This window comes from Streptomyces sp. NBC_01408 (assembly GCF_026340255.1).
In the GTDB taxonomy this organism is placed as follows: Bacteria; Actinomycetota; Actinomycetes; order Streptomycetales; family Streptomycetaceae; genus Streptomyces.
Map to the genome: position 1 here is coordinate 28,447 of NZ_JAPEPJ010000003.1, position 25,583 is coordinate 54,029.

Annotated in this window: 11 protein-coding genes; 7 read left to right on the top strand and 4 right to left on the bottom strand. The window is 74.6% G+C overall.

All coding sequences use genetic code 11. The features are described 5' to 3' along the window. Nucleotides 1–158: 158 nt before the first annotated feature. From OG447_RS28045 to OG447_RS28055, 3 genes are all read right to left on the bottom strand, one after another. Nucleotides 159–2,237 carry a caspase family protein gene (locus OG447_RS28045; protein WP_266940219.1) on the bottom strand — a complete coding sequence of 693 codons (2,079 nt, stop codon included), beginning with the start codon at nt 2,235–2,237 and terminating at the stop codon, nt 159–161. Then, entirely contained in the window at nt 2,234–3,535 is a 1,302-nt protein-coding gene (locus OG447_RS28050) for a hypothetical protein (RefSeq protein WP_266940220.1), read from the bottom strand. The genes OG447_RS28045 and OG447_RS28050 overlap by 4 nt, the downstream gene beginning before the upstream one ends. Nucleotides 3,536–3,656: 121 nt before the next feature. Continuing rightward, complete coding sequence (locus OG447_RS28055) at nt 3,657–3,998, bottom strand: nuclear transport factor 2 family protein (RefSeq protein WP_266940221.1); 342 nt, start codon at nt 3,996–3,998, stop codon at nt 3,657–3,659. Nucleotides 3,999–4,209: 211 nt separating this feature from the next. Here OG447_RS28055 and OG447_RS28060 point away from each other — a divergent pair, with 211 nt between their 5' ends. Next, nucleotides 4,210–7,818 (top strand): AfsR/SARP family transcriptional regulator, encoded by a 3,609-nt coding sequence (locus OG447_RS28060; protein WP_266940222.1) that lies wholly within the window; start codon nt 4,210–4,212, stop codon nt 7,816–7,818. A gap of 16 nt (nt 7,819–7,834) precedes the next feature. Here the strand turns inward: OG447_RS28060 and OG447_RS28065 are convergent, their stop codons facing one another. Next, on the bottom strand, nt 7,835–8,017 hold the full coding sequence (locus OG447_RS28065; RefSeq protein ID WP_266940223.1) for a hypothetical protein: 183 nt from the start codon (nt 8,015–8,017) through the stop codon (nt 7,835–7,837). A gap of 286 nt (nt 8,018–8,303) precedes the next feature. Between OG447_RS28065 and OG447_RS28070 the strand changes: the two genes are divergently transcribed. The 6 genes from OG447_RS28070 (at nt 8,304) to OG447_RS28095 (ending at nt 25,467) form a co-directional block, all read left to right on the top strand. Further along, nucleotides 8,304–9,677, top strand: a complete 1,374-nt coding sequence (locus OG447_RS28070) for a helix-turn-helix domain-containing protein (RefSeq protein ID WP_266940225.1) — start codon at nt 8,304–8,306, stop codon at nt 9,675–9,677. A gap of 239 nt (nt 9,678–9,916) precedes the next feature. Further along, nucleotides 9,917–16,291, top strand: coding sequence for a non-ribosomal peptide synthetase (locus OG447_RS28075; RefSeq protein ID WP_266940227.1), 6,375 nt, complete (start codon nt 9,917–9,919; stop codon nt 16,289–16,291). After that, nucleotides 16,288–17,079 carry a thioesterase II family protein gene (locus OG447_RS28080; protein ID WP_266940228.1) on the top strand — a complete coding sequence of 264 codons (792 nt, stop codon included), beginning with the start codon at nt 16,288–16,290 and terminating at the stop codon, nt 17,077–17,079. The genes OG447_RS28075 and OG447_RS28080 overlap by 4 nt, the downstream gene beginning before the upstream one ends. A 68-nt stretch (nt 17,080–17,147) precedes the next feature. Next, nucleotides 17,148–18,188: a TauD/TfdA family dioxygenase gene (locus tag OG447_RS28085; RefSeq protein ID WP_266940229.1), complete on the top strand. Its 1,041-nt coding sequence runs from the start codon at nt 17,148–17,150 to the stop codon at nt 18,186–18,188. A gap of 5 nt (nt 18,189–18,193) precedes the next feature. Further along, nucleotides 18,194–20,116 carry a non-ribosomal peptide synthetase gene (locus OG447_RS28090; RefSeq protein WP_266940230.1) on the top strand — a complete coding sequence of 641 codons (1,923 nt, stop codon included), beginning with the start codon at nt 18,194–18,196 and terminating at the stop codon, nt 20,114–20,116. A gap of 11 nt (nt 20,117–20,127) precedes the next feature. After that, nucleotides 20,128–25,467 (top strand): condensation domain-containing protein, encoded by a 5,340-nt coding sequence (locus OG447_RS28095; protein ID WP_266940231.1) that lies wholly within the window; start codon nt 20,128–20,130, stop codon nt 25,465–25,467. The last annotated feature ends 116 nt before the right edge of the window (nt 25,468–25,583 follow it).

The window sequence follows — 25,583 nt, forward strand, 5'->3', positions numbered from 1 at the left end:
CGGGGTCGGCATCAGGTCGGGGTCGGCATCAGGTCAGTGTCTCGACATCAGGTCGGGGTCGGCATCGGGCGCGGGTGCGTCGGGCGCGGGTCCGCGGGACGTGGTCCCGCCGGGCAAGGGGACGGGCGTCGGCATCGGCATCGGCATGGCCATCGGCATCAGGACAGGGACCGGAGGGTGAGGGTGTCGTCGGGATCGTCCCACAACAGCACCAACCGGTCTCCCCCTTCCGCCTGTTGGCGTACCGAACCGGACGCGCGCCCGGCGCCCGCGGCGGCCCGGCGCACCTCCCGTACCCGGGCGGGCAGGGTGAGCACGTCCAGCGCGCCGGGGTCCGGGAGGCAGTCCGCCCCGCCCTCCGGGCCGTCGGGCGGTGCGAGCAGGCCGAGGAGCCCGCCGGCCGGCGCGCCGCCCCCGCGCCGCCACACCATCACCGGGACCCCTCCTTCGAGTACGGCGTCCAGCAGTCCCTCCGTACGCGCCCCGGCCGAGGTGTGCGCCAGGACGCAGGCCGGCGCCGGCCCCGCCCCCAGCTCCATCCCCAGCACGTCCGTGACCTCCGCGTCCTCCACCGTGCGGACCGCGTCGGGGTGCCGTCCGCCCTGCGAGGCGAGTCGGCGCCACTTCTTGCGCCAGTCCGCCCGGGTGTCCTCCCGTTCCTGCGGGCAGCGCACGACCACCTGGTAGAGCAGGCCCAGGGTCCGGGTGGTCCGGCCGCCGGGGCCGCGGGGCACCGGCCATTCGTCGAAGGCGGTGTCCAGCAGCTCGTACGGCACGTGGAACTCGATCCGCTCCACGGTGTCGTCCGGCTGCCCCGCCTCGGGATCACCGCCCGAGGCGCGCGCGAACGCGGCGAGCCGGCGCACCAGTTCCTCCCGTACGGCGTCCAGTGCGACCGGGCTGCCCTCTGCCTCCCAGATGTGCTCGGTGACGTCCCGCCGCAGCCACATCCGGGCCAGGAAGCCGTCCTCCCCGCCCGGCGGCGCCTCCAGCCGGACGTGCAGGGCCGTTCTGCGCGGCGGGGCCGGCGGTGGCGGCAGGGCGGGCAGGCGGAGCCGCTCCCGGGTGGTGCGCACCCAGTCCCGCAGCCGGGCCGCCCACACCGCGTCCCCCGTTCCGGCCCGGTCGGCCACGAAGCGTACGAAGGGCACGGCGAGCGGCATCCCGCCGGGGCCGCCCTGGCGCTCGTCCAGGTCCTGGACCACCTCCAGCAGGCCCTCCCCCGGCAGGCCGCCGTGCACGGGGGTGGTGCAGCCGGCGGCCTTGAACGCCCAGGTGTAGGCCTCGTAGGCACAGCGCGGCAGTTCGCGGCCCTCGAAGAGCTCCCCGAGTCCGTCCCAGGCGGCCTGGTCGAGCCGGGTGGCCCGGGCAGCGGGGCCGCCGGGCAGGTCCCCGTCGAGGAAGGAGCAGGCGTCCCAGTCCCGGTCCACGAGGAACTGCGGCAGCTGCCAGCCCTGGCCGCGCTCGCGCAGGTCCTGGAAGGTGCGGTGGATGCTGCGGGCGGCGTCGGGGAGCAGGGCGACGCCCTCCCGTACGGACCGCTGCCCGAGTTCGCCGAGCAGCGCTTCGGTGAAGCGGCCGGCGCCGCGTTCGGCGTCGTTCTGCGCGGCCTCGCCCTCGCGGGAGGCGTACAGGCGGAACTGGCGTCTGCCGGGGACCGAACTGCCGCCGCCGTAGTCGGTGGTGCCGAAGTTCAACCGGCTGTCGCGGGGAGCGTCGACGCGGCAGCAGTCCACGAGGGCGGCCTGGAGCGGGAACCGGCGCTGTTTGACCAGGTCGGTGCGCCACCAGCGCAGGGCCGAGTCGAGGTTGAGGTGGCGGATCTGGCTGGGGCGGGCGTCGGCGCAGGGCAGGATGAGCTCCTGGCGCGGCCCGAGGTAGCCGTGTCCCGCCCAGAAGATCCACAGCAAGTCGCCGTCGCACTGCGGGAGGTCGTCGAGCAGGGCCGATTTCACGTTCTCCTCGGTGGCCGGCCGGTGGGCCGTCCGCAGGGCCTCCATCGCCGGGGTGTCCGGCCACTCCAGGGCGTCGGGTCCCTCCAGCGGGGACAGCAGCAGCCGGACGTTGCCCGGTGGCACCTCCCCCGGCCCGGTCAGCCAGCGGGCGAACCGCAGTGCGTCGCGAGCCGGGCCGTGCAGGTTCCAGCGGCGGGTGATGTCGTACCGCTCGACCCCGGCGACGAGGGCGAAGGTGCGTCGCGGGCCGAGGCCGGGGGGCAGCGGAACGGTGGGGATCACCCGATCTCCGCCTCGGCCACCGCCTGTTCGATCCGTTCGTAGAGGGAGTCCTGTTTCCAGTAGGCGCTGTGGCAGGCGGGGAAGGGCTGGCGGCTGCCGACCTCGTGGTCGGTGACGCGCGGGTCGCCGGGGAAGACGGGGGCGGCGAGATACGCGAGCACGTCCTGGCGGTCGTAGACGTTGAGCCAGCCGGGGAAGCCGTACGGGAGCTTCGCGCCGGGGGCGAGCGCGGTCAACGCGCCGAGTTCGTAGAGGAAGGGCGCCTGCGAGCCGACGGTGACCAGCAGTTCCGCCCCGGGGACGGGCTCGCCGCGGGCGGCGGCGAGGGCGAGGAGGTCCACCAGGGCGATCCCGCCGAGGCTGTGCCCGATGAGTACGGTCGGCCCCGGTTCGGCGGTGATCCGCTCGCGCAGGAAGTCCCGAAGGTCGTGGCCGCGGGCCTGGTAGCGGAGGATGTCTCCGAGGGCGGGGGTGGCGCCGACGGTGAGCGAGCCGCGCCAGGCGTTGAGCAGGGGCTGGGTGGTGACCCGCATCGCGAGCCGCCCCAGGACGGCGGCCGCGCGGGCGCCGGGCACCCGGGCGTCGCCGCCGAGGCGGGCGGTGAGCAGCTCGACGAGGCGGTCCCGTTCGGCGCCGGTGCAGTCGGCCTCGGCTCCGGCGGAGGCGAGGGCCGCGGCCGTCACGGCCCGGGCCAGGGCGGTGGCCAGCTCGCGGGCCTGCGGCTCCTCGGTGGCGCGCCCGGCGGCGCGGGCCGCCTCGGCGGAGCGGGCGGTGTCCTCCAGGGCGGCGGGGAAACCCGCGGCGAGGCCCGTGCCGCGGAGCAGGGCGGCGAGTTCGTCCCCGTCGTCCGGGTCCGCCGCTCCCGTCGGAGTCGCCGAGGGCGGCAGCGCCGGCAAGGCGGTCAGCAGGTCGAGGACCCGGGCCCCGGCGGAGCGTACGCCGGGCATCGCGAAGCCGTCGTCGCCGGGACCGTCCGCGTCCGCCCCGGTGTCCCAGCCGGCCTCGGCCAGGACCCGTACCTCGCAGAGCGGGTCGGCGAGCAGCAGCGCCCACTCGGCCGTCTCGGCGTCCACCGGATCGGGTTCGGCGGCGGGATCGGACCCGCTGCCGGGGCGCGGGCGCAGGCCCGGAACGGACCGGCCTCCGGCGCCGAGGCTCGCCCCGAACCGGTCGCCCCAGTAGCAGGATTCCACCGAGGCGTGCGGGAACCGGGCCGTCAGCCGTTCCCGGACCAGTGCGAAGAGCGTGTCGTGCCGCTCGCGCCGGACCCCCGTACCGTGGACAAAGAGAAAACGCATCGACGCCCGCCCCCCTCGCGCATTCGTCCCCGCCCGCACCATAGCGCCGCTCGGGTGACGGGGCGCCCGGAACGGCCGGTTCGGCCATCGGGCTTGCGGGAAGCGGCAGTTAGGACACCCCCTAGGCCCGGTGGGGCGGTCCGGCGGCGTAGTAGCGGCGGCAGGCGCGCAGCATGCCCTCTGCGGAGAGGGTGAACACGTCGACGAACTCCCGCTGTTGCGGCGAGAGGCGGCCCATCGCCACCACACAGTCCCCTTCGGCGACGATCCGGCTGATGTGGTGGCGCGCGCCGGGGGCGGGGCGTTCCAGCTCGGCGACGCCCAGCGCGTCGGCGTGCAGGAGGGAGCCGTAGCCGTCGAGGTCACCGGAGTCGAGGTAGTGGTACGCGAGGCGCACGTGGTCGACTCCGGAGTCGGTGACGACGGGGCTGGGCGGGAGCCTCCTGGCGCTGCGGCTGCTCATGGGGGGAAGTCCTTCCGTACGGCCGCACCCCGGCCAGGTGTCGGCAGGTACACCGTGCGCCGGGCCCGCAACTCGGGGCTATCGCCGCCCTATCACCGCCCGCCCGGGCACTCATCACGGAATCTCCACACCATGGACAACCGGAGAGTTGTTCGGGGAGACTGGCCCCGCGCTCCACCCGTTCTCAGGCGTGCCCCCAGCTGGGAGACTCATGACTGCTTCGCCCGGCGGGGTGCCGCACACCCCGGATGCGGTGGTTTTCCGGATCCTCGGACCGTTACAGGTGACCGGCCAGGGCGGGCCGGTCAGGATTCCGCCGGGGCGCCAGGAGGTCATCCTCGCCGCCCTGCTCCTGGAGGCGAACCGGGTCGTCAGCACCGACTACCTGGTCGATCTGATCTGGGACGACGAACCGCCCGACACCGCCCGCACCCAGGTGCAGATCTGCGTCTCGCGACTGCGCAAGCTGTTCACCAAGGCGGCGATCGCCGCCGCCATCACCACCCGGCCGCCGGGGTACGTACTGAAGACCGAGGGCGATCTCGTCGACGCCGCGGTGTTCGCCCGCAAGGTCGCGGACGCCCGCACGCTGGGCAGGCAGGGCGGTACCGCCGAGGCCGTGGAACTCCTGCGTGCGGCGGGCGAGTTGTGGCAAGGCGACTGCCTGAGCGGGGTGTCGAGCGAGACGCTGCGCAGCAAGGCCCTGCAGCTCGACGAGGAACGGCTGATCGCGGCCGAGACCAGGATCGAGCTGGAGCTGGACCTGGGCCGTCACCACCAACTGGTCGGTGAGATACAGCTGTTGGTACGGGTCCACCCGCTGCGGGAGCGGCTGCGCGGGCAGCTGATGCTCGCCCTGTACCGCTCGGGCCGCCAGGCGGAGGCCCTGGAGAGCTACCGGGTCGGGCGGGAACTGCTGGTGGAGGAGCTCGGCCTGGAGCCGGGCGGCGAGCTGCGCCGGCTGGAGTCCGCGATCCTGTCCGGCGAGGTGCCGGCCCCGTCCCGGGCCGCCTCGGACGGCTACGGCGGGCGGGCGGAGGCCCCGCGCCCGGGCGGCGCGCCCGGTGCCCCGTACGCGGATCCGCGCTCCGGCGCCGTCGGCCGGTCCGACGGGGTCCCGGCGGCGCCCAGCGGCGAGAGACCCGGCGGGGAGAGACCCGGCCGGTACACGGGTGGCGGTACGGACGTCGGCACTGGTGGCGGTAGGGATGTCGGTACGGGCGGTGGTACGGGTGTCGGTACGGGTGTCGGTACGCCGCCCCGCGCCGCCGGGAGCACGGCGCAGGCCGGGGGCGCCGGCGGACCCGGTCCGGCCCTGACCGGTCAGCTGGTTCCCGGCCGGCCGGTACCCGGGGCCCGGCCGCGGGGCGGGCCCGCGGACCCGTTCGACGTACCGGCGGCGTACCGCGAGGAGACGCCGCGTCAGCTGCCCGCCGACACCTCGGACTTCGTCGGCGACGAGGAACAGATCTGCCGGATCGAGCGGGCCCTGCTCGGCGAGGGCGGGCGGCGGGCCGTCGGACTCGCCGCGATCGTCGGGAAACCGGGCACCGGAAAGTCCACCCTGGCCACGCACATCGCCCATCGGCTCAGCGAAACCGGCTTCCCCGACGGCCAGTTGTACTGCGATCTGCGCGGCACGGGTGCTCCGGCGACCGCTGCGGAGGTGCTCGGCCGGTTCCTGCGGGCGCTGGGGATACCCGGTCCGGTGATCCCGGAGTCGCAGGACGAGCGGGCCGAGATGTACCGGACCCTGCTGGCCTCGCGCAGGGTGCTGGTGGTGCTCGACGACGCCGGGTCCGAGAGTCAGATCCGGCCCCTGCTGCCGGGCAGCAACAGCTGTGCGGTGCTGGTCACCAGCCGGGTCCGGCTGACGGGACTGCCCGGGGCGTACCGCGTCGAGCTGGACGTCATGGACACCGCGCGGGCGCTGGAGCTGCTGGTCCGTGTCGTCGGCGGCGACCGGGTGGAGCGCGAGGGGGTGGCGGCCGAGGCCCTCATCCGGACCGTGGGCGGGCTGCCGCTCGCGCTGCGCATCGTGGCTGCCCGGCTGGCGGCGCGCCCGCACTGGACGCTGGCCTCGATGGTGCACCGCCTCGCCAACGAACGGCACCGCCTCGACGAGCTCACGCACGGCGAGATGACGATGCGGGCCAGCCTCTCCCTCACCCACGACGGGCTGGCGGCGGAGGACCGCCGACTGCTGCGCCTGCTGAGCCTCGCCCAGGGGCCGACGCTGCCGGGCTGGCTGGCCGGGGCCCTGCTGGACGATCACCGGCCGTTCCCCTCCGACCTGCTGGAGCCGCTGGTCGACGTACAGATGCTGGACGTCGTCGGGGTGGAGTCCACGGGCGGGTTCCGCTACCGCTTCCACGAGATCATCCGGGTCTTCGCCCGGGAGCAGCTGGCCGTGCACGACGAGCCGGCCGCGCAGTCGGCGGCTCTCTGCCGGATGATGGGCGGCTGGATGTCCCTGGCCGAGCAGGCCCACCGGCGGATCTACGGCGGGGACTTCACGGTGCTGCACGGCACCGCCCCGCGCTGGGAGCCGCCGTCGAGCTGCGTGGACGAGCTGCTCGTGGACCCGCTGGAATGGCTGGACAGCGAGCACGCGAACCTGGTCCAGACGGTGGAGCACGCGGCGCGGGAGCGGATGGACGAGCTGTGCTGGGACCTGGCGACGACCCTGGCGACGCTGTTCGAGGCGCGCGGGTACTTCGACGACTGGGAGCGTACGCACCAGCTCGCCCTGGAGGCCGTCCGGGCGGCCGGCAACCGGCGCGGCAGCGCGGCGCTGCTCAGCTCGCTCGGCGCGCTCTACCTCGGCCGCAGCCAGCCGGAGGAGTCGCGGGCCGCGCTGACCTCGGCGCTCGGGGTGTTCCAGGAGCTCGGCGACCGGCAGGGGCTGGCCCTGTGCCACCGCGATCTCGCGCTGCTGGAGCGGATGCGGGGCAACGAGGACCGCGCACTGACCCTGTACGACCGGGCGCTGCGGGATTTCGACCTGGTCGGTGATGTGGTGGGCAGGGCCATCGTCCTGACCCAGAGCGCGCACATCTGGATGCGGCGCGGGCAGACCGCGACCGCGCGGAGCCGACTGGACGAGGCCCTCTCCATCTACCGCTCGGTGGGCTACACGGGCGGCCAGGCGCGGACGCTGCGCCGGGCGGGGCAGCTGCTCCAGGGTCAGGGCGAGCACGAGCGGGCGGTGCGGACGTTCAGCGAGGTGCTGGAGCTGTGCCGGGACGGCGGGGACGTGATCGGCGAGGGCCACCTGCTGCGGGACCTGGGCCACGCCTACGCCGAGATGGGGCGGGGCGAGGCGGCGCAGGGGTTCTACACCCAGGCGCTGTCGGTGCGGGAGCAGATCATGGACCAGGGCGGGGCCGCGCTCGTACGGATGGACCTGGCGCGGCTGCTGGCGTCGAGCGGTGGTGCCGCTGAGCGTTCCCGGTCGAGGGAGCTGCTGGAGACGGCGGTACGGGCCTTCCGCGACCGGCGGATGGAGCCGGAGCTGGCGGAGGCGGAGCGGCTGCTGGGCGGTTCGGCCGGTCGGCCGGGTCTGCGCGCCGAGGAGCCGCTGAAGTCTGTGGGGGCGGTCGGGTCCGTGGGGGCCGTTAGGTCCGTGGAGCCGGTCGGGTCCGTGGGGGCCGTCGGGTCCGTGGAGCCGGTCCGGTCCGGGGAGGCGGTCGGGGCTTCTGAGCCGGTCGGGGTTGTGGGGCCGGTCGGGTCCGCGGCGGCGGTCCGTTCCGGGGAGGCCTTGCCTTCGCTGAAGTCCGTGGTGCGCGCGCCGGCGACGGGGTCCGCCGCCGGGGTCTGAGTTCCGCCGTGCGGTGTCAGTCCCAGGGGTTGGTGTCGGTGGTGGTGCTCGGCGTCGGGGTGGCGGCCGGGGCGGCGCCGCCCGCCGGGGTGGCGGGGGTGGCCGGGCCGTCGGCCTGGGCGACCTGGGTGCCGAGTACGGCGGCCCCGGCGAGGGCGACGGTGACGAGGGCGGCGCGGAGGGCGGGGGCGAGGTTCATTTCGTGTCCCTTCGTCGGTGCGCTCCGGCTTTCCGGGGCGCTTCCTTCCTTCTGGACATCAACTTAGGAACAGCTGGAATCCCGGCACCGGCCCCGCGCCTATCCCCGCGCTATCACGCCCCGGCCTCCGGCCCGGCCGGGGAAAGGGGGCGATAGGAACACCGGCCGGAGCCCGTTCGTGCGGGGATGCCGGGGCGATAGCGGGCTGCCGACGATGGGAAGCAGGAACCGGGCCACATCACCCCAGGCCCCGCCGTTCCCCACCGTCTTCGCCGGGAGCGCACACATGAACGGGCACATGACCGCGCACACGAACGTGCAGCACCTCTCGACCCACTCGACCGACCCCGCAGCCACCGCACCGCTGGGATCCCTCATACGCGCCCACCGGCTGCGGATCGGGCTCACCCAGCGGGAACTGGCCGATCTGTCGACGATCAGCGTGAGAGCCATCCGCGACCTGGAGCAGGGCAAGGCCAGACGCCCCCGCCCCGACACCGTCCGGCTGATGGCCGACGCGCTGCGCCTCGGCCCGCGCGCCCGGTCCGTACTGGAGGCGGCCGCCCAGCAGGGCCGGGCCACCGGGCACGGGCCGGCCGAGCTGCCCGCGCCACCGGCCGCGCTGCATCCGCTGGTCGGCCGGGATCCCGAAGCGGCCGTCCTGGCCGGGGAGTTGGCCTCAGCCACGGAACGCCTGGTGAACGTGGTGGGGCTGACCGGGGTGGGCAAGACCCGACTGGCGCTGGAGGTCGCCGCTCGGCTCCACGCGACGGGCCTGCCGGTGCTGTGGCACGCCTTCCCCGGGGCCACGGCCGACCACCTCGGCTGCGCCGGGGGCGAGCCGGCGGCCCGGGTCGCGGCGGCCGTGGCCGAGCTGTGCGCCGTGGCGGCGGGGCGGCCCGGCGAGGTTCCGGGGACCGCCGCCGACCGGCTGGCCGAACTCCTCGCGGATCAGCCCGCGTTGCTCGTACTGGACGGAGCCCCGGCGGGTCCGCCCCGGTTCGACCGGCTGACCGGGCTGCTGCGCGCCTGCCCGGGGCTGCGGCTACTGGTCACCTCCGACCAGCCGTGGGAGGTGCCGGGCGAGCGGATCTTCCTGCTGTCCCCGCTGGAGGTGCCGGGCGAGGGCGCCGCGGACCCGGCCGCCGCGGCGGTACGGGTCTTCCTCGGCCAGGTCCGGCGGGTGCGGCCCGAGTTCGTCCCGGGCCGGGCCGACCTGGAGCGCGCGGCGTGGATCTGCCGCCGCCTGGACGGACATCCGGGAGCGCTGGCCGCTGCGGCGTCCTGGCTGGTGGTGTGCGATCTGGCCGCCCTGTGCCAGAGCCTGGACGCGGACCCGGTAGCCCTGCTGGACCACTTGGGCGCGGGTGCCGGGGCGGAGCACTTCCGGGCGGCGCTGCGCGGGCGGATGGAGCGGCTGCCGCTGGGCGCGCGGGAGCTGATGGCTTCGCTCTGCGACCGCTCCGGGGAGGAGTTCTCGCTGGCCGACCTCACCGCGCTGACCGGGCTCGGCCTCGCCGAGTGCGGCCGGATGCTGCGCGAACTGCTGATCAGCGGGGCCGTCCGGGCCGCGCACGAGGGCGGCAGCTCCCGGTTCCGGGTACTGGGCCTGGTCCGGGCCGCCTGCGGGGCGGGCCTGGCGGCTGCCGCCGGGGCGTGAACTGCTTCCCGAGTGCCGGAGCAACTGCCGCTGGGGCCCGCGGCCCGCGGGTTGGATGACGTACGGCCGGACCGCCCAGCAGTTCCGACGCACCACCGCTCCGCGTGGCGCCCCCGCCACTCCCCCGCTACTCCTCCGCTCCTGCATCGCCTGCCTCTGCATCCCCCTCCCCTCTGCCCCCTCCCGGCGCTTCCCGGCGCTTCCCTGCCGCCACAGAAACCACTCCGAGGAGCCACTGCATGTCCCCCAACGCGTCCGACCAGGACACCGCGCACGGGCCGGCCGCTGTGCGGCTGCCCCTGTCCGCCGCGCAGCGCGACATCTGGATGGCCCACGGCCTGGACGCCTCGGGCTGCCGCTACAACATCGCGGAGTACCGGGAGATCCTGGGCGCGCTCGACGCGGGGCTGTTCGCCCGGTGCTGGTACCAACTGGCCCGTGAGGCAGACGCACTACGGCTGCGCGGCACCGGAGCGGACGGGGACGGCGGCCTGTGGCAGCTGCTGCACTCCGAACCGGCGGGCAGGGAACTGGAGTTGCTCGACCTCAGCGGCGCGGAGGACCCCGGCGGGGCGGCCCGTACCCGGATGGCGGCGGAGCTGGCCCGGCCCTTCGACCTGGCGGGCGACTGGCTGACCCGGCACCTGCTCATCAGGGCGGGTGCGAGCGAGGAGGGCGAGGAGCGGTGGTTCTACTTCCACGCCTTCCACCACCTGGCCATCGACGGCATGGGAGTCGCCCTGCTCGACCGCCGGCTCGTCGAGCTGTACGAGCGGGCCTCGGCCGGGGAGCCCTGGGGGCCGAGTCCCTTCGGCTCGCTGGCGGAGGTGCTGGCGGAGGACGCGGCGTACCGGTCCTCCCCGGAGGCGGCCGCGGACCGCGCCCACTGGACCGTGCACCTCGCCGGGCTCCCGCAGACCCCGCGGCTGGGCGAGGGCCGGACGGGCGGGGCCCCGGTGTGGGGCGAACTGCCCTTCGTGCGGCGGACGGTGGTGCTGCCGCCCGTCCGGGCGGAACGGTTGCGGGACGCGGCCCGCGCCCACCGGGCGCCGTGGACGATGCTGTTGATCGCGCTGGTCGCGGCCTACGTGCACCGCGTCAGCGGGGAGCCCGAGCTGGTGCTGGGACTGCCGGTGACCGGCCGGCGGACGGAGGCGGCGCGCCGCACGCCCGGCATGCAGTCGAACGTCGTACCGCTGCGGGTACCGGTGGAGGCGGACGGGACGCTGGCCGGTCTGCTGGCCTCGGTGGTCACCGAGACCCGGCAGGGACTGCGGCACCAGCGGACGCGGTACGAGGACATCTGCCGGGACCTGGGCCTCGGCGAAGGTGAGCGGCGGATCGCGGCGCCGCTGGTCAACATCATGGCGTTCACGCCGGGGATGCGGTTCTGCGGCTTCCCGACCACGCAGCACAACCTGAGCAACGGGCCGGTGGAGGATCTCGCGGTCGGCGTCTACGACCTCGGGCCGGAGGGCGGACTGCGGATCGACTTCGACGCGGCGGGCGAGGTGTGCGACCTCGCGGCGGTGGCCGGGCACCAGGACCGGTTCGTACGGTTCGTGGAGGCGGCGCTGGAGGACCTGGGACTGCCGTTGTCGGAGGTGGAGCTGCTGGGGGAGGCCGAGCGGCGGCAGGTGCTGGAGGAGTGGACGGGCACCCGGGCCGACATCGACGAGGACACGCTGGCCGACCGGTTCGAGGAACAGGCCCGCCTACGGCCCGACGCCCGGGCCCTGCTCTTCGAAGACACCGAGCTTTCCTACGGGGAGCTGAACGCCCGCGCCAACCGGCTCGCCCGCCACCTCGCCGAACAGGGCCTGGGCCGCGGCCACCTCGCCGGGATCCTGCTGGACCGCGGCATCGACTTCGCCGTAGCCCTCCTCGCCGTCGTCAAAACCGGCGCCGGATACGCCCTGCTGGACCCGGAGTTCCCCGACGAACGCCTCACCGGCACCGCACACGACGCCGCCCTCCACACCCTGATCACCGACACCGGGCACCGGGGGCGGATCGCCGGCCCGTGGGCGACCGTCGTGGTGGACGAGGAGCGGGCTGCGGTCGCCGCGCAGGATCCGGGGAATCCGGGAGCGGAGCTCACGCCGTCGGACGTGGCGTGCGTGATGTTCACCTCCGGCTCCACCGGCCGGCCCAAGGGAATCCTCTCCACCCACCGGAACCTCGTCTCCACCCTCACCGCCCAGACCTACGCCACCTTCGGCCCCACCGAAACCTTCCTCCAATGCTCACCCGTCTCCTGGGACGCCTTCAGCCTCGAATTCTGGGGAGCACTCCTCCACGGCGGAACCACCGTCCTGCAACCAGGACAACGCCCCGAACCCGCACTCATCGCACACCTCGCACAACAGCACCACGTCACGATGCTCCAACTCTCCTCCAGCCTCTTCAACTACCTCACCGACGAACACCCCGACACCTTCACCACCACCCGGACCGCCTACACAGGCGGCGAACCCGCCTCCCCCACCCACGTACAACGACTGCACGAACTCCACCCGCACCTGACCATCACCAACGGCTACGGCCCCGCCGAATCCATGGGCTTCACCACCACCCACACCACCAACCCCACTCACCCCACCGAAGGCCCACTCCCCATCGGCCGCCCCCTCACCAACAAACACGCCTACGTCCTCGACACCCACCTCAACCCCACCCCACCCGGCACCACCGGAGAGATCTACCTCACCGGCCACGGCCTCGCCCACGGCTACCTCACCCAACCCACCACCACCGCAACCCACTTCATCCCCCACCCCTACGGACCCCCCGGCACCCGCCTCTACCGCACCGGCGACCAAGCCCACTGGGACACCCACGGAAACCTCCACTACACCGGCCGCACCGACACCCAAATCAAAATCCGCGGCTTCCGCATCGAACCCACCGAAATCGAAACCACCCTCACCACCCACCCCCACCTCACCCAAGCCACCCTCGTCCACACCACTCACCTGATCGCCTACGTCACCGCCGTCCCGGGAACCGCCCCGACCAACGCCTCCCTGAAGGCCTGGCTGCGCGAGCGGCTGCCCGAGCACATGGTTCCGGAGCAGTTCGCCGTCCTCGACCGGCTGCCGCTGACCCCCAACGGCAAGATCGACAAGCGCGCCCTGCCGGCTGTCGAACCCCCGTTGACCAGCGGCGGGCGCCAGCCGCGCACCGAGCTGGAGGAGATCGTCCGGACCCTGGTCACCGAGGTCCTGGGCTCCCCCGTGCCGCTGTCGATCGATGACAGCTTCTTCGACCACGGCGGCCACTCCCTCCTCGCCGCCCGCCTCACCCACCGCATCACCACCACCCTCGGCATCACCCTCACCCTCCGCGACGTCTTCCAGCACCCCACCCCCGCCACCCTCGCCCGCCTGATCGGCGCGGCCTCCGGCGGGCCCGTCCTGCCCCCGCTCACCCGGGCCGGGCAGCGGCCGGAGCGGCTGCCGCTGTCCTTCGCCCAGCAGCGCCTGTGGCTGGTGGCCGGACTCGGCGGCGAGGGGACCTCGTACAACGTCCCGATGACGGTCCGGCTCGACGGTGATCTGGACGTCGACGCGCTGCGCGCCGCCTTCGGTGATCTCGTCGCCCGCCACGAGCCGCTGCGTACGCGCTTCACCACGGCGGACGGGGACCCGTACCAAGTCGTCGGCCCGCCCGCGCCGCCCTTCTTCGAGGTGCGGGCCGTCGCCCCCGACGCGCTCGACGACGCCCTGCTCGCGGCGGCCCGGCACTCCTTCGACCTCGGCGCCGAGGACCCGTTGCGGGTCACGCTCTTGCGGACCGGCGCGCGCTCCTACGCCCTCCTCGTCCTCCTGCACCACATCGCCACCGACGGGCTGTCGCTGCGCCCGCTCTTCGCGGACCTGTCCGCCGCCTACGCCGCCCGCCTCGCCGGGAACGCCCCCGGCCCGGCGCCCCTGCCCGTCGACTACGCCGACTACGCGCTCTGGCAGCGCTCGGCGCTGACGGGACCCCCGCTGAAGGAGCAACTCGGCTACTGGAAGACGGCGTTGGCCGGTCTGCCGGAGGAGCTCGGGCTGATCCACGACCGTCCGCGCCCGCCCGTCGCCGGGCAGCGCGGCGGGGCGGTCACGGTGGACTTCGGCCCCGAACTGCACAAGCGGGTACTGGAGCTGGCGCGCGCCGAGCGGTGCACCCCCTTCATGGTGCTCCAGGCCGCGCTCGCCGGGACGCTGACCCGGCTGGGCGCGGGGACCGACATCCCCCTCGGCTCGCCGGTCGCCGGCCGGCCGGAGGAGGCCCTCTCCGGTCTGGTGGGCTTCTTCGTCAACACCCTGGTGCTGCGTACCGACACCTCCGGGAACCCGACGTTCCGCGAGTTGCTCGGCCGGGTCCGCGCCGCCGACCTGGATGCCTTCGCCCATCAGGAGGCCCCGTTCGACCTGGTGCTGGAGGCCGTGAACCCCGTCCGCTCCCTGGCCCGGCACCCGCTGTTCCAGGTGTGCCTGGCGCTGGAGGCCGGTCCGGCGCCGGCCCCGGAGCTGCCGGGTGTGCGGGCGGGGGCCGCGGAACCGCTGGCGACGGGTGCGGTCAAGTTCGACCTGGAGTTCCTGCTGCGCTCCGAGGAGGGAACGGGGCTGACGGGTGCGGTGCTCTACCGCTCCGACCTGTACGAGCGGGCCACCGTCGAGCGGATGACCGCCATGCTCCGGCGCACCCTGGAGCAGGTCGTCGCCCGGCCGGAGCTGCCGTTGTCGGAGGTGGAGCTGCTGGGGGAGGCCGAGCGGCGGCAGGTGCTGGAGGAGTGGACGGGCACCCGGGCCGACATCGGCCAGGACACCCTGGCCGACCGGTTCGAGGAACAGGCCCGCCTACGGCCCGACGCCCGGGCCCTGCTCTTCGAAGACACCGAGCTTTCCTACGGGGAGCTGAACGCCCGCGCCAACCGGCTCGCCCGCCACCTCGCCGCACAGGGCCTGGGCCGCGGACACCTCGCCGGGATCCTGCTGGACCGCGGCATCGACTTCGCCGTAGCCCTCCTCGCCGTCGTCAAAACCGGCGCCGGATACGCCCTGCTGGACCCGGAGTTCCCCGACGAACGCCTCACCGGCACCGCACACGACGCCGCCCTCCACACCCTGATCACCGACACCGGGCACCGGGGGCGGGTGAGCGGCCCATGGAGCACGACGCTGACCGACAGGGACCGGGAGCTGATCGCGGGCCAGGAGGACCTCGACCTCTCTGTCCCGCTGTCGCCCGCGGATGTGGCGTGCGTGATGTTCACCTCCGGCTCCACCGGCCGGCCCAAGGGAATCCTCTCCTCCCACCGGAACCTCCTCTCCACCCTCACCGCCCAGACCTACGCCACCTTCGGCCCCACCGAAACCTTCCTCCAATGCTCACCCGTCTCCTGGGACGCCTTCAGCCTCGAATTCTGGGGAGCACTCCTCCACGGCGGAACCACCATCCTCCAAGGCGGACAACGCCCCGAACCCGCACTCATCGCACACCTCGCACAACAGCACCACGTCACGATGCTCCAACTCTCCTCCAGCCTCTTCAACTACCTCACCGACGAACACCCCGACACCTTCACCACCACCCGGACCGCCTACACAGGCGGCGAACCCGCCTCCCCCACCCACGTACAACGACTGCACGAACTCCACCCGCACCTGACCATCACCAACGGCTACGGCCCCGCCGAATCCATGGGCTTCACCACCACCCACACCACCAACCCCACTCACCCCACCGAAGGCCCACTCCCCATCGGCCGCCCCCTCACCAACAAACACGCCTACGTCCTCGACACCCACCTCAACCCCACCCCACCCGGCACCACCGGAGAGATCTACCTCACCGGCCACGGCCTCGCCCACGGCTACCTCACCCAACCCACCACCACCGCAACCCACTTCATCCCCCACCCCTACGGACCCCCCGGCACCCGCCTCTACCGCACCGGCGACCAAGCCCACTGGGACACCCACGGAAACCTCCACTACACCGGCCGCACCGACACCCAAATCAAAATCCGCGGCTTCCGCATCGAACCCACCGAAATCGAAACCACCCTCACCACCCACCCCCACCTCACCCAAGCCACCCTCGTCCACACCACTCACCTGATCGCCTACGTCACCGCCGTCCCGGGAACCGCCCCGACCAACGCCTCCCTGAAGGCCTGGCTGCGCGAGCGGCTGCCCGAGCACATGGTTCCGGAGCAGTTCGCCGTCCTCGACCGGCTGCCGCTGACCCCCAACGGCAAGATCGACAAGCGCGCCCTGCCGGCTGTCGAACCCCCGTTGACCAGCGGCGGGCGCCAGCCGCGCACCGAGCTGGAGGAGATCGTCCGGACCCTGGTCACCGAGGTCCTGGGCTCCCCCGTGCCGCTGTCGATCGATGACAGCTTCTTCGACCACGGCGGCCACTCCCTCCTCGCCGCCCGCCTCACCCACCGCATCACCACCACCCTCGGCATCACCCTCACCCTCCGCGACGTCTTCCAGCACCCCACCCCCGCCACCCTCGCCCAGCACATCGAGACCCAGCTGCGGTCCGGCCGGCCCGCGCCCCGGCGGGCCAGGCCCGCCCTGCGCCGCCGCACCGACCAGGAACGGAGTTCCTCATGAGCCACGACCAGTACCCGGTCTTCACCCCCGCCCCCGACGACGTCGTCTGGGACCTGCCGGGCGAGGGCCCGCAGCGCACCTCGCTGCTGGTCCTGCCGCACGCCGGCGGCAATGCCCACGCGTACTCCGAGTGGCGCTCCCACCTCCCGGCCGACGTACGGCTCCTCATCGGCCAGTACCCGGGCCGCGGCGCGCGCTTCGCCGAGGACCTGCCGCGGGACATTGCCGACCTGGCCGGACCGGTGGTGGCCGCCCTGCCCGCCGGGAGCACCGACGACCTGGTGGTGCTGGGCCACAGCATGGGCTCGCTCGTCGCCTTCGAGGTGGTACGGGCCCTGGAGGCGGCCGGCCGGGCACCGCGGGCCCTCATCGCCTCGGCCTGCCGCGCCCCGTTCCTGGCCAACCCGTGCGCCGTGCACCCGGAGCGGCTGAGCGACGACGCACTGGTCGCCGCCATCAAGGAGCGGGGCGGCACCGACGACGGGATCCTCGACGAGCCGGAGCTGCGGGAGATCATCCTCCCGGCCATCCGCGCGGACTTCGCCATCGACGACGTGTACCGGTGCGAGGAGTCCGCGGCCCGGGTGACGTGCCCGGTGACGGTGATCGGCGGGGACGCCGACCCGGTCGCCCCGGCCGCCTCGCTGGACCGCTGGGCGCAGATCACCGACGCGCGGTTCTCCTCGTACGTCCTGCCGGGCGGGCACTTCTACTTCCAGCGGCAACTTCCGGAGTTCTTCGCCGTGGTGGCCTCCGTGGTCGACGGGCACACCACCGCCTCCGTCTGAACGCGCCCCGCCGCCCCTCCCCCCTTGCCCTCCCCTCCCTTCCTTCCTTCCTGCCTTGAGGACTGTCCATGACCACGTACGCAGACGCCCCCGCCGCAACCGGGATCACCCCGGTCCGTGAGCCCGGCAAGCCCGTCGTCGTCCACACCCCGGCCGGGGCCGACCTGGAGACGGCCGTCACCTGGCTGACCGCCCACCGTGCCGACATCCAGGTCGAGTTGCACCGCAGTGGTGCCGTCCTGCTGCGCGGGCTGCCCGTCGCGGACGCCGCCTCGTTCGCCGCCGCGCGCGACGCCCTGATCCGGCAGCGCGCCGGGTACAAGGAGAAGGCCACCCCGCGTACCGACTTCGGCGAGGGCGTGTTCTCCTCCACCGACCTGCCGGCCGTCCAGCCGATCCGGCTGCACAACGAGAACAGCTACACCCTGGACTTCCCCGGGGTGCTGCTCTTTGGCTGCGTGACCGCCCCCGCCGAGGGCGGCGCCACCACGGTCGGCGATATGCGCGAGGCGCTGCGGCTGCTCCCGGCGGAGCTGGTCGAGCGGTTCGCGCGGGCCGGCTGGCTGCTCGTCCGCAACTACTCGGAACTGGCAGGGCTGCCCTGGTACAAGACCTTCGCGACCGAGGACAAGGGCGTGGCGCAGGCGTACTGCGAGGAGAACACCGTCGGCTACGAGTGGGTCGAGGAGGACGACTCGATGATCACCCGGCAGCGCCGATCGGCGATCGTCACGCACCCGGTGACCGGGGAGAAGACCTGGTTCAACCACTTCGCCTTCTGGAACAGCCGCACCCTGGACCCGGACATCCGCGAGGTGCTCGTGGACACGTACGGGGAGGACGGGCTGCCCTTCAACACCTACCTGGGCGACGGCACCCGGCTCACCGACGCCGAGGTGGACGCGATCAACGCGGTGTACGACCGGGTCACCGTACGGGAGACCTGGCAGCAGGGCGACCTGATGATCGTCGACAACATCCTGTGCGCGCACGGCCGCGAGGCCTACAAGGGCGACCGGAAGATCCTCGTCGCCATGGGCGAGCCGGTCGCGCTGGCCGACTGCGCCCCCGAGACCCAGCCGTCCACCACCGTCTTCGCCGGGGAGTGAGCACCGTGACCGCAGTCCTCCCCGAGCGCCCCCGCACCGACGCGGCCCCGGGCGCCGCCACCGACCTGCTCGCGAGGCTGGCCCTCGCCCCCGCCTCCCGCAACGCCGTCGTCGCGGGGGACCGCGAGCTGAGCTTCGGTGCGCTGCGCGCCGAGGCGATGCGGATCGCGGACCGGCTCGCCGCGCGCGGCATCGGGCCCGAGAGCGTGGTCGCGCTGTGCCTGCCGCGCGGTGCGGACCTCGTTTCCGCGCTGATCGGAACCCTGACCGCCGGGGCCGCGTACCTGCCCGTGGACCCGAAGCTGCCCGCCGAGCGGCGCCGCTACCTCGTCGAGGACGCGGGCGCCGATCTGGTGGTCACCGCCGACACGTCGGGCGGACCGCTCGCTCCCGGGGTGGAGCACCTGACGGTGGGCGAACTGACCGCGCCGGGCCCCGACTCGGGCACCGGCACGGGCACCGGGGGGCGCGCGTACGTGCCGGTGACCGTGGCGGGCGACACCCTGGCGTACGTCATCTACACCTCCGGCTCCACCGGCCGCCCCAAGGGCGTCGAGATCGGCCGGGCGGCCGCCTCAGCGCTGCTGGCCGAGCTGGAGGGCGCGGGTATCGCGGTCACCGAGGGCGGCCGGGTGGGCTGGAACGCCTCGCCGTCCTTCGACGCGTCGGTGCAGCAGTGGGTACGCGTCTGCCGGGGCGACACCCTGGTGATGATCGACGAAGAGACCCGCGCGGACCCGGCGCTGCTGGCCCGGCTGGTCGACGAGCAGGCCCTGACGGATCTGGACATCACCCCCTCGCACGCCGAGCCGCTGCTGGACCTGCTCACGGCGGACGGCGGCCCGCGCCCACTGACCCTGCTGATCGGCGGCGAGGCGATCGGCCCCTCGCTGTGGCGGCGGCTCGCCGAGCACGGTGCGCAGGGCGTCCTGCGTACGGTGAACCTGTACGGGCCGACCGAGTGCACCGTGGACTCCACGGCCGGCTGGGTCTCCCCGGGCGAGGACCCGCACATCGGGGGTGTGCTGCCCGGGCTGCGGATGCGGGTGCTGGACGAGAAGCTGAACCCGGTGGAACCCGGCGGGAGCGGCGAGCTGTACCTGGCGGGCCCGCGCGTGGGCCGCGGCTACCGGCGCAGGCCGGGCCTGACGGCGGAGCGGTTCGTCGCCGACCTCGGCGAGGGTGCGCGGCCGCGCGGTGGCCGGATGTACCGGACGGGCGACCTGGTGCGGCTGCTGCCGGGCGGCCGGCTGGAGTACCTGGGCCGGGCCGACGGGCAGGTCAAGCTGCGCGGGTTCCGCATCGAACTCCCCGAGATCGAGGCGGCGTTGACGCGACTTCCGGGCATCGCGGAAGCCGCCGTGGTGCTGCGTGACGAGGTGCACGGGGCGCCGGGGCTGGTGGCCTACTACCGCAGGGCGCAGCCGCCCGCCACGGACCCCGCGGTCTCCGCGGCCGCCCTGCGCGACGGGCTCGCCGCCGTGCTGCCCGCGTACATGGTCCCGGCGGCCTTCGTCGCCCTGGACCGCTTCCCGACCACCACCAACGGCAAGCTGGACCGCTCGGCCCTCCCGGCCCCGGCCGCCGCCGAGCCGGTGGCGCCGTTCCTCGCGAGGGCCGACACCGAAACCGACTCCGGCTCCGGCTCCGACACCGACTCCGGCTCCGACTCCGACGGCTTGACCCCTTCGCAGCAGCTGATCGCCGGAGTCTGGGCCGCCGTCCTGGGCGCCGAGCGGGTCGGCCCGGAGGACAACTTCTTCAAGCTGGGCGGCCATTCGCTCCTCGCGATCAAGCTCGTGTCCCGGGTACGCGCCGAACTGGGCGTCGCCCTCCCGGTGAAGGCCGTCTACGCCAACCCCCGCCTGCGCGACCTCGCCGCCCACCTCGACACGCTCGTCGCCGCCACCGCGAGCCAGGACCGCTAAAGGAGATGACCGTGATCCCGTTGTCGTTCGCCCAGCGCCGGCTGTGGTTCCTGGGCCGCCTGCAAGGCCCGTCCGCCGCCTACAACGCCCCCGTGGTCCTGCACCTCGACGCGGAACCCGATGCCGGTGCGCTCGGTGCCGCGCTGGCGGACGTCGTGGAGCGGCACGAGGTGCTGCGCACCGTGCTCAAGGCCGGCGCCGACGGGGAACCGTACCAGCACGTCCTGGACGTGTCCGCCGCCCCGCGGCTCGGCACCGCCCCGTGCGCGCCGGGCGAACTCGACGCCGGAATCGGCGCGTTCGTCCGCCGGCCGATCGACATCACCGCCGAGCCGCCGCTGCGCGCCCGGCTGCTGCGGCCCGGCGACGGGACCTCCGTCCTGGTCCTGCTGATCCACCACGTGGCCACCGACGGCTGGTCCACCGGCCCGCTGCTGCGCGACCTGGCGTGGGCGTACGAGGCCCGGCTGGCGGGCGGGGCACCGGGGTGGGCCCCGCTGCCCGTCCAGTACACGGACTACAGCCTGTGGCAGCACGAGCTGCTCGGCGATCCCGCCGATCCGGACAGCCTGGCCCGGGAGCAGCTGGAGCACTGGCGGGCCGCCCTGGCCGGGGCTCCGGCGGTGATCGGGCTGCCGGCCGACCGGCCGCGCCCGGCGGAGCCCTCGGGGCGCGGGGCCACGGTGACGGCCCGGCTGGACGCGGCGGCGCACGGCGGCCTGCTCGCGCTGGCCCGCGCCCACCGGGCGAGCCTGACGATGGTGGCCCGCGCGGCGCTGGCGGCCACGCTGTCCGCCGCCGGGGCGGGCGAGGACGTGGTGATCGGCGCGCCGGTCGCCGGACGCCCCGACGAGGACCTGTACGACCTCGTCGGCTTCTTCGTCAACTCCCTGGCCCTGCGCACCGACCTGTCGGGGGATCCGGCCGTCGGGGAGCTGCTGCGGCGGGTCCGGGAGGCGGACCTGGCGGCCTACGAGCACGCGGAGCTGCCCTTCGACCTGCTCGTGGAGCACCTCAGCCCGGAACGGGCGCTCGGCCACCACCCGTTCTTCCAGGTGATGCTGACCGTGGACGCGGGGAGCGGGGCGGCCGGGCCGGTGTCCCTGGGCGGGGGCATCGGCGGGCGGCTCGGCGAAGTCGGCCTGGACTCCGCCAAGTTCGACCTGACCTGGTACTGCGCGCAGCGGCACGCGGCGGACGGGCGGCCGGACGGCATGGAGATCGCGCTCCAGTACGCGGCGGACCTCTTCGACGAGGAGACGGCCCGGCTGCTGCTGGAGGTCTACGTACGCTCCCTCGCGGGCTTCGCCCAGGACCCGGCGCGGCGGATCGGGGAACTGGCCCTGCTGACCGCCGAGGAGGAGAAGGCGCTGGCCGGGCGGCGGCAGCGGCTCGAAGCCGCCACCGCGCGGGAACCTGCGGCGGCCGGGCCCGTACGGCAGGACGTCATATCGCCCCGGGAGGAGATCCTGTGCGGGCTGTTCGCGGAGGTGCTGGGCCGCGAGGGCGTGAGCGCCGACGCCAACTTCTTCCGCAGCGGCGGCCATTCGCTGCTCGCGAGCAAGCTCGTCAACCGGATCCGCGGGTCCCTCGGCCTGGAACTGGGCATCCGGGACCTGTTCCTGGCGCCGACCCCGGCCGCCCTGCACCGGCGCCTGGCGGAGCTCGGCGGCGCGGCCACGGCCCGGCCCGCGCTGGTGGCCGTACCGCCCGCCGCGCGGCCGGAGCGCATCCCGCTGTCCGCCGCGCAGCGGGCGCTGTGGCTGGTGGGCCGGATCGAGGGTCCGTCGGCCACGTACAACGCACCGCTGGTGCTGCGCCTGGACGAGGTCCCCGACCGGGCGGCGCTGGCCGCGGCCCTCGCCGACGTGGCCGAGCGGCACGAGGTGCTGCGGACGGTGTACGGGGCCGAGGGCGGCGAACCGTACCAGCGGGTCGTACCGGTGCCCGGAGGGCTGCTGGAGGTGGCCGGGTGCGCCCCGGCCGCGCTGGAGGCCCGCATCGCGGGTCTGGGGCGGGAGACTTTCGACCTGGCCGCGGAGCCGCCGTTCCGGGCCCGGCTGCTGCTGCCGGGCGACGGCACCTCGGTGCTGGTCCTGCTGATCCACCACATCGCCACCGACGGCTGGTCGCTGGCGCCGCTGCTGCGCGACCTCGGCGAGGCGTACGCGGCCCGGTGCGCGGGCCGGGCTCCGCGGTGGCGGGCGCTGCCGGTGCAGTACGCCGACTACGCGCTGTGGCAGCGCGAGCTGCTGGCCGACCCCGCCGGGCTGCTCGGCCACTGGAAGGCGGCGCTGGAGGGTATGCCGGCCCGGACGGCGCTGCCCGCCGACCGGCCGCGCCCCGTCGAGCCCTCGGGCCGGGCCGGGGCGCACCGCGCGCGGCTCGGGGCGGGGGCGCACCGGGCGCTGGTGGCGCTGGCCCGCACCCGGCGGGCCAGCTTCTTCATGGTGGCCCGGTCCGCGCTGGCGGCGGCCCTGTCGGCGGCCGGTGCGGGCACGGACCTGGCGATCGGGACGCCCGTGGCGGGCCGCCCGGACCAGGACCTGCACGAGCTCGTCGGCTGCTTCGTCAACTCCCTGGTGCTGCGCACCGATCTGTCGGGCGATCCGGCCGTCGGGGAGCTGGTCGACCGGGTCCGGGACGCGGACCTGGCCGCCTTCGACCATCAGGACCTGCCCTTCGGCCTGCTGGTGGAGCGGCTCGCGGAGCCCGGGCGGGCCCTGGGCGAGCACCCCTTCTTCCAGGTGATGCTGACCGTGCAGGAGGCCGGGCAGGAGACCGGGCAGGACCGGTTCCGCCTCGGCGGCATCGCGGGCCGCGCCGGGAGCACGGACCTGGGCGCCGCCAAGTTCGACCTCAGCTTCCACTGTGCGCAGCACCTGGCCGAGGACGGCGCTCCGGCCGGGCTGGACGTGCACGTGCAGTACGCGCGGGACCTGTTCGACGCGGACACGGCCCGGCTGCTGCTGGAGGTGTACGTGCGGGCGCTGGAGGCGTTCGCGGCCTCGCCGGACGCCCGGCTCGGCGAGCTGGCCCTGGTCCGCGCCGAGGAGGACGACCACCTGGCGCTCAAACGGGCCGCGCTCGACGAGGCGGCCGAACGGGAGCGGTCGGCGGAACGGGAGCGGTCGGCCGGGCAGGAGCGGTCAGCCGGCTCCGGCTCCGCCCCGGTGTCCCTCTCCCCGCGGGAGGAGATCCTGTGCGGTCTGTTCGCCGAGCTGCTGGGCCTCGAGAGCGTGCGCGCCGACGCCAACTTCTTCCGCAGCGGCGGCCATTCGCTGCTCGCCAGCAAGCTCGTCAACCGGATCCGGGCCGTACTGGGCGTCGAGGCGGGCATCCGCGACCTGTTCCTGGCGCCCACCCCGGCCGCCCTGCACCGGCGCCTGGCGGAGCTCGGCGGCGCGGCCACGGCCCGGCCCGCGCTGGTGACCGTACCGCCGCGGGCGCGGCCGGAGCGGATCCCGCTGTCCGCCGCGCAGCGCCGGCTGTGGTTCGTGGACCAGTTGGAGGGCCCGTCACCGGCGTACAACATCGCGCTGGTGCGGCGGCTGGAGCGGCCCCTGGACCCGGCCGCGCTGGCCGCGGCCCTCGCGGACGTGGCCGAGCGGCACGAGGTGCTGCGGACGGTGTACGGGGCCGAGGGCGGCGAGCCGTACCAGCGAGTGCTCTCCGGGGCCCGGCCGCAGCTGGAACTCGCCCGGCCCGCGGACGTGGCGGCGGCCGTGGACGAGGCCGCGGGGCACGTCTTCGACCTGACCCGGGACCTGCCCTTCCGGGCCTGGCTGTTCCTCCCGGACGAAAAGGGCCCGTCGCACACCCTGGTGCTCCTCGTCCATCACATCGCGGCGGACGGCTGGTCGACGGGGCCGCTGCTCGCCGACCTGGCGGCGGCGTACGAGGCGCGGTGCGCCGGGCGGGAGCCTGGCTGGTCGCCGCTGCCCGTGCAGTACGCCGACCACACCCTCTGGCAGCGCGAGCTGCTCGCCGACGCGGATGCCGAACTGGGCTACTGGAGCACAGCCTTGGCGGGGCTGGCGCCGCTCACGGACCTGCCGACGGACCGGCCCCGGCCCGCGGAGCCCTCGGGCCGGGGCGCGGTCACCGGGTTCGCGGTGGACGCGGCCACCTGCCGGAGGCTGACCCGCCTCGCGCACACGCACGGGGCCACGCTGTTCATGGTGGTCCAGGCCGCCCTCGCCGCCGCCCTGACCCGGCTGGGCGCGGGCACCGACCTGGCGCTGGGCACCACGGTCGCGGGCCGCTCCGACGAAGCTCTGTCCCCGCTGGTCGGCTTCTTCGTCAACACCCTGGTGCTGCGCACGGACACGGCCGGTGACCCGGCCTTCGGGGAGCTGCTGGACCGGGTACGGGAGGCGGACCTGGCCGCGTACGCGCACCAGGACCTGCCCTTCGACCGGCTCGTGGAGCACGTCAACCCGCACCGGTCCTCCGCCCACCACCCGCTGGTCCAGGTGATGCTCCAGGTCAACCCGGAGCCGCCGGCGGCCGACCGGGACGGGCCGCTGGCCGGTACGGAGCTCCCGTACGGGTCACGGACCGCCAAGTCGGACCTGACCTTCGCCCTGAGCGCGGTCCCGGGCGGCGGACTGGCCGGGGTCCTGGAGTACGCCACGGACCTGTACGGGCCCGCGGGCGCGGAGCGGCTGGCCGCCCTGCTGGTGGCGGCCCTGGAGCTGTTCTCGGCCGATCCGGCGCGCCGCCTCTCGGAGTTGCCCGCGCCGCCCGACACCAGGGCCGGGCGGCCGCTGGTCGGCGGCTACCGGATCGACCTGGCACACGTCTCGGCGGTGCTGGCCTCGCATCCGGCGGTGGTCCGGGCGCGGGCTCGGGTCTCGGAGGGCCGGCTTACCGCGCACGCGGAGGGGGCGGTCACGGAGGCGGAGCTCCAGGCCTGGGCCGCCGAACGGCTGCCGGAGTACGCGGTCCCCTCGGCGGTACACCTCCCGCAGGCGGCCCCGGCGGCGGGAGAGCACCAGGGGAACCGCGAGGACGGGGAGAACCGGGGAAACCGGGGAAACCGGGAGCGCCGGGAGGACCGGGGGGACGGCGTGGCGGCCACCGTGCTGCGGCTGTTCGCGGAGGTCCTGGAGAGCGGCGGGCTCGGCCCGGACGACAACTTCTTCAAGTCCGGGGGCCATTCACTGCTGGCGGTGCGCCTGGTGAACCGGGTCCGGGCGGAGCTGGGCCGCGAGCTCACCCTCCGCGAGGTCTTCCGTCACCCGACCCCGGCCAAACTGGCGGCCCTGCTCCTGTCCGCCCCCACCACCCCGACCCCGGCCCCCGCCCTGCGCCGCCGCACCCACGCGGGCACCCGCGTCCGGCCCTAGGTCGGGCCTACCGTCCCGGGTCCACTCGATGAGGTGGTCCAGCCAGTCGCCCCCGTACGAGCATGACCAGTACCGCTACGAAGGGAGGGCCGTTGCGAGCCTGCGGCCCTCCGACG

What these genes read in the sequence shown, in the direction of transcription:
- OG447_RS28055 (WP_266940221.1), bottom strand. Translation starts at nt 3,998, where the DNA reads ATGAGCAGCCGCAGCGCCAGGAGGCTCCCGCCCAGCCCCGTCGTCACC.
- OG447_RS28075 (WP_266940227.1), top strand. Translation starts at nt 9,917, where the DNA reads ATGTCCCCCAACGCGTCCGACCAGGACACCGCGCACGGGCCGGCCGCT.
- OG447_RS28085 (WP_266940229.1), top strand. Translation starts at nt 17,148, where the DNA reads ATGACCACGTACGCAGACGCCCCCGCCGCAACCGGGATCACCCCGGTC.
- OG447_RS28080 (WP_266940228.1), top strand. Translation starts at nt 16,288, where the DNA reads ATGAGCCACGACCAGTACCCGGTCTTCACCCCCGCCCCCGACGACGTC.
- OG447_RS28060 (WP_266940222.1), top strand. Translation starts at nt 4,210, where the DNA reads ATGACTGCTTCGCCCGGCGGGGTGCCGCACACCCCGGATGCGGTGGTT.
- OG447_RS28065 (WP_266940223.1), bottom strand. Translation starts at nt 8,017, where the DNA reads ATGAACCTCGCCCCCGCCCTCCGCGCCGCCCTCGTCACCGTCGCCCTC.
- OG447_RS28050 (WP_266940220.1), bottom strand. Translation starts at nt 3,535, where the DNA reads ATGCGTTTTCTCTTTGTCCACGGTACGGGGGTCCGGCGCGAGCGGCAC.
- OG447_RS28070 (WP_266940225.1), top strand. Translation starts at nt 8,304, where the DNA reads ATGAACGGGCACATGACCGCGCACACGAACGTGCAGCACCTCTCGACC.